This is a genomic window from Acinetobacter sp. YH12134 (assembly GCF_013418555.1).
Lineage (GTDB): Bacteria > Pseudomonadota > Gammaproteobacteria > Pseudomonadales > Moraxellaceae > Acinetobacter > Acinetobacter indicus.
On sequence record NZ_VPBT01000045.1, the window covers coordinates 1 to 5,451 of the forward strand.

Consider the following 5,451-nt stretch of genomic DNA (forward strand, 5'->3'; position numbering starts at 1 on the left):
GTTGCCATGTCACTGAATACTCGTCCTAGAAAAGCGTTAGATTGGCTTACACCATTAGAGAAGTTTGCTCAGCTTGTTGATTATCATAAGGCTTTTGAAACTGTCGCACCTCATGTTTGAATTCGCCCACAAATAGATCGCGCTTTTTATACAAGCACTAATCTTTCGCGCACTCTAATGGGTAAAAGAAAAATAGAACAAGGGAGTATAGGTAAAAGAACCTCACTTTTTCCTAGTTTTAAGAATCAAGGAATGATACCTCTTGAAAGTAAATTGGAATTAGCATACGCCCTTTCTCTAGAGCAAAATAAAAGAGTTATTGCATATAGAACTCAAGCGATTGAAATCCCCAATTTTAACAAAAGTTTTTTGTATCCTGATTTTCTTATTAAATACAAGGATCATACATATGCAGTTCATGAAGTAAAACCTTCAATCGATCATTTAAACAGTGACCAATTGAAGAAATTAGAATATTTAGGTCAAATTTTTAGTTATCTAAAAATTGAATTTAATGTAATAGATAAGTCTGTTCTTGCAAACGATAAATTAGTTCAGAGAATCTTATTTTTTTATTCAAGAGGGCATACACAAACTTGGCCTGATGAACTGATATATAAAGCCCTACATAATCTAGACAAATACTATAAGACACCAAGTGAAGTGTATAGGTCACTCTATCTTTTAAATTTACCTAGTAATTTAGGTGATTACTTAATTTTCCATAAAGAAATATCTATTAATAGTTTGTCATGGTAACTATGAGCAATGAACTGTTCCCTAGAGAGGGCTTTAGATTTATCTTGTATGGTAATGATTATGAAATCACTGCTGTAATTGATAATAAAGTCAGATTTTCCTCTATTAAAGGCGGTAAGGTTTATAATATGCCGTTAGATAAGTTTATACGCTTATCTAATAATCATGAGATAGAATATAGCGATGCTCCTTTTTATCCATTCTTAAATGAGCAAAATTATGAAGTAATTAATCGCAAAAAAAGATACATTGAGGCAGCCTTACACTTGCCTCATCTTTCATCTCATAAAGCTATTAATACAATAATCAAAGAAGTCTCATCCAATATTAAAGATGTAGCCCCTCCTAGTTCTAGAACAGTTATACGTTGGATCAAAAGGTTTATAGAAGAAGAAAAATTTTTAACTGACTTCAAACATAATCAGGGAAATCGCTCTCTACGATTCTCACCAGATGTAGTTGCCATTCTAAAAAAAGGCATATTTGAGATTTTTCTTAAACCCGCCGAAAGAAGATCTGCGAAAGATGTTGAAGCATATGTTGTCTCTCAAATGCTTGAGAAAGGTATCTACTCTAGACCTCCAACAATAAGAACAATCCAACGTCATATAAAAGCTTTGGATCAATATGACATTGTTAGAAGTAAAAAAGGTATACGGGTAGCTAATAAAAAATTTAAGGCTGCAGGTGAAGAACGTAATAGCCCCTTCTTACTAAGTATTATTGAGATAGACTCTCATCTATTAGATGTGATTGTCTTGGATGACCATACATTTGAGGTAATTGGAAGACCCACTTTAACTTGTGGTATAGATGTATTTTCTAAGTGTATTGTAGGGTGGCATTTAAGTATATTGCCTCCTAATAGCAATAATACATTGTGTTTACTTAAAGATATGTTTACACGCCCTCATAGAAATTTACCAGGAGGGATCCCTTCTTCGATTATTCCTGACAACGGTGTTGAATTCAAAAATAATGCGCTTAGTAGTATTTGTGAAAACCGAAAAATTACCATTATTCCCTCTCAAAAGCATACTCCTGATGACAAGCCACATATCGAAAATTTTTTTCGAACTTTTACCTTTAGCTTTAGTCAAAAGCTTAAAGGAACAACCTTTTCTAATGCTACCTTTCGAGGCGAATACAATTCAAAAAAACGGGCATCTTTAACTTTTTCAAATTTAAGAGATTTTATACATGAGTGGATTGAATGTATTTATCATCAATCTAAACATAGTGGAATTGACAATAGAATACCTTTAGCTTTGTGGAATGAAACTATAAAGATGTTTCCTGTACTTTCCATGTCAGAACAGGAAATGGACATACTAGCTCGCATTCCTAAAAAGAGAAAAGTAAATAATGGTAGAATACATTTTTCCCACCTAACTTATTACTCGCATGTATTAACTAACGAAAATTATGATAATAAGACTGTTATTATTTTAGTAGATGAGACAAATCTAGAAAGAATTTATATTAGAAATCCAAAAGAAAATAATAGTTTTATTGTCGCTGAATCTACCAATCCCACTTACACTAAAGATTTATCTCTTTATGAACATTTGTGTATTCAAGAACAAAAAAAGAGCATTTCTCAACAAGATCAAAGACTATTGGGTGAATATACTGATTTATATGCTCGATGGAAACTTTATACCAAAATTCAAGATACTTACGCTGAGAATAAAAAATTAAAAAAGGTAAAATTAGATTTACCTGAAAAAATACAAGCTCTTTTGTCCCAAGCAAATCCTATAAACCGAATTAATACTCAACTATCAGATTCGATGGACATCTTATCAACTCAAGATACTTCGAATAAATATTCTCAAGAACAAATACCCAACACCTCCTTTGCTGATAAGTCTTTATCTACAACAGATGATGATGATTATGAATCAATGGAACTCTAGCTTAACTATTTAACATATAAAGGGGAAATTAGATGAATACCATGGAACTTATACAGATAATAGAAAAAGTAAAGAACATAATTGTCATCCCTCCAGATATAAAAAAAATACTTACTGAGGTTGATGAAGCTGTGCTTAAAACTCAAATATTTGGTACACCTTTAGGTTGCTTTATTCTTGCTGAAGGCGGCATGGGAAAAACCACTATTTGTAAAGCTTTAATGTCTAAATACAAAACTTCTGAAAAAAGAATAGAAGGAGCTATTCAGCAAATTATCCCTGCTTTTTACATTGAGGTGCCCTCACCTGTTACAGTAAAATCTTTAGCAGCACATATGCTAGAACAATTTAATGACCCAACACCTTCCATTGGAGATACACTTCAACTCACGAATCGACTGTGCAAATGCATTGAAACTTGTGAAACTAAACTGATTATTTTAGATGAGTTTCATCATTTAGTTGATTTAACAAAAACATCAAAAAGATTAAATCAAAACGTAGCTTCATGGATCAAAAATCTTGTCAATCGTACAGGAATTACCTTTTGTCTAGTAGGGCTACCTGAGTTTGAAAATATTATAAAGAATGACACGCAATTGGCCCGTAGATTTCCACTTAGTTATCATTTTAAAAAGCTTGAATATTCTCTAGATCAAAATGGTTCTTTACAAAAGTTCTTAGATCGTTATCAAAAAAATATTACTGAGCATACACCTATTACTTTTGAAACCCCATTAAAAGATGAATTGCTTAGCTTACAAATATACGTAGCTACAGGAGGAAATATTGCTTTCATTAGCCTCTTGATAAAACAAACGATTTTTAAGGCTTTGCAAAATAATTATTACAATATCAAATCAATAGACTTTGCAGAAACATGGGAAACTGGATTAACAAGTTTTGTGTCTCTCATCAACCAAAACCCATTTTTAATGAATAAAAATCAATTATCTTTAAAAATAAGGTTTAGATAATGCACAAGTTATTTTATCCGGCTACCCCAATAGCTTATGATGGTGAGTCGGCTGGAAGTTTCATAACAAGATTGATTCAACTTAATTCTTATCAACATGCGGCTGCCATATACAAACGATTAGCGGATATTAAAGGTATTGAAGAATTTGTATCTATAATTAGTCATGATTTAAAGTTTGAGTCTTTCTTATCTCTAATGAGGTTAGATACTAGGAATAGTCATTTATCCTTAAAAAGAAAATCAATTACACAACGTTCAGAGGTACTTTGGAAGAATGCTTTTATACCTGATAAATTCTTTCATAATGATTTACAGCATTACTGCCCCTTATGCCTTAAAGAGCAAGAATTTTGGCGAAAAGATTGGCTTTTAAAACTTAATTATGCATGTTCTAAACATAAGGTAATGTTAATAGACCACTGCCCCCACTGTTTTAAGAAGCTAAATATTATTCGTTCTAAGCTCTGTATTTGCCCAAAATGTCAAACAGATATAAGACTTGCTCCCACCCTAGCTTGCAATACAACACAGACCCTTGAGTGGTTAGATACTCTTTTTTCCTCTGCGGAGCAAAACAAGATAAATATTTTTACAAACTGTTTCTCAAAACTTGAAAAAATCATTATTTTCAATAATTTAAACATTAAAAATGAAGAGCTAGTCAATCTTGCTTATGCTTTCCTCAACAACACGACAAATTTTCAAAACTCAATAAACTCTATTTTATTTAATTACCTTCCGAATATGCATCCAAGAATTGCATTGCTACCTTTTCTTACTAAAGATAGATTTACTCCCCTATATAAAGATTTTATTAAATCAGCTTGTGACCAATTTGACTTTTCTAATATAACGACTCATCAAGGTCTCTTAACTATTCAAGATTGTTGTAAGGTATTAAATAAATCTAGGAACGAGATAAAACATTTAATCGCATTAAATCATTTACATCTCCATCAGCAAAAGGATGAAATTTATATTTCAATACCTAGCGTCGTTACCTGCTTATCAAAATCTGATGAAATACAGATAATACTTTCGAGTATCAAAAATGAAAACTATACTATTCAGAAATCTGAAGAATTTTATACATTAAAAGAAGCAGCGAAATGCCTCAATGTTAATATAGAAACTGTAAGATTTCTTATAAAGGACCGTATTCTCTCTTTAGCAACTCAAACCTCAGCTTTAAAGACTACTCAACACTTTATTTCTAAACAGTCCCTTGATGTGTTCCATTGTGAAAAAATTCTTATTGGTGCTGTCGCAAAAGAACTGAATGTTAATCCAACTAATCTAACGGAAAAGCTAGCTAGTTTAGGTATTTTTCCTATTAATGGACCTAAAGTGGATCAAACACGAAATAATATTTTTTTGAAGTCTTCTATAAATCATATAACGCGGGAAAAGATTTTATCTATCCAAACTTACCACACCTCAAAAGGTAGAAAAAAGCATACTAATGATCGTATTACTCAAATTGAGGACAATCTTTACATTCCCTTAAAAGAAGCAGCCCAACGCTTGGGGAAATCTCCACTACAGGTGGCACAACTTGTTACTAAACAACTCCTTAAGAAAAAATTATCGAATCCTTGGAACATTCTTATAAATCTAGAATCACTTGATTTACTACTTGAAAAAATTTCTTCTCCAATGTATACCCATGGCGAATTCAAACATGAGGTGCGACAGTTTCAAAAGCCTTATGATAATCAACAAGCTGAGCAAACTTCTCTAATGGTGTAAGCCAATCTAACGCTTTTCTAGGACGAGTATTCAGTGACATGGCAA

At 32.0% G+C, this 5,451-nt stretch carries 3 protein-coding genes and 3 pseudogenes; 5 read left to right on the forward strand and 1 reads right to left on the reverse strand.

Annotation, left to right across the window (positions count from 1 at the left end):
• The 5 genes and pseudogenes from FTU69_RS14520 to FTU69_RS14855 all read left to right on the forward strand — a co-directional run.
• A pseudogene (locus FTU69_RS14520) lies at window positions 1-120 on the forward strand (IS30 family transposase); the annotation flags it as partial.
• Window positions 121-177: 57 nt separating this feature from the next.
• On the forward strand, window positions 178-759 hold the full coding sequence (locus FTU69_RS14525; protein ID WP_180104100.1) for a TnsA endonuclease N-terminal domain-containing protein: 582 nt from the start codon (window positions 178-180) through the stop codon (window positions 757-759).
• A gap of 2 nt (window positions 760-761) precedes the next feature.
• Window positions 762-2,678, forward strand: a complete 1,917-nt coding sequence (locus FTU69_RS14530) for a Mu transposase C-terminal domain-containing protein (RefSeq protein WP_180104101.1) — start codon at window positions 762-764, stop codon at window positions 2,676-2,678.
• Between the two features lie 32 nt (window positions 2,679-2,710).
• The gene (locus FTU69_RS14535) at window positions 2,711-3,655 is read left to right on the forward strand and encodes a TniB family NTP-binding protein (RefSeq protein ID WP_180104102.1); all 945 of its coding nucleotides are present in this window, start codon (window positions 2,711-2,713) and stop codon (window positions 3,653-3,655) included.
• Window positions 3,655-4,056 (forward strand): annotated as a pseudogene (locus FTU69_RS14855) (TniQ family protein); the annotation flags it as partial. The gene FTU69_RS14535 and the pseudogene FTU69_RS14855, both read left to right, overlap by 1 nt.
• A gap of 1,276 nt (window positions 4,057-5,332) precedes the next feature.
• On the opposite strand, the pseudogene FTU69_RS14540 reads toward FTU69_RS14855, so the two are convergent.
• Window positions 5,333-5,451, reverse strand: a pseudogene (locus tag FTU69_RS14540) (IS30 family transposase); the annotation flags it as partial.

Bases quoted from the DNA above. Each gene is read 5' to 3' on its own strand.
- FTU69_RS14535 (WP_180104102.1), top strand. From the start codon at position 2,711: ATGAATACCATGGAACTTATACAGATAATAGAAAAAGTAAAGAACATA.
- FTU69_RS14530 (WP_180104101.1), top strand. From the start codon at position 762: ATGAGCAATGAACTGTTCCCTAGAGAGGGCTTTAGATTTATCTTGTAT.
- FTU69_RS14525 (WP_180104100.1), top strand. From the start codon at position 178: ATGGGTAAAAGAAAAATAGAACAAGGGAGTATAGGTAAAAGAACCTCA.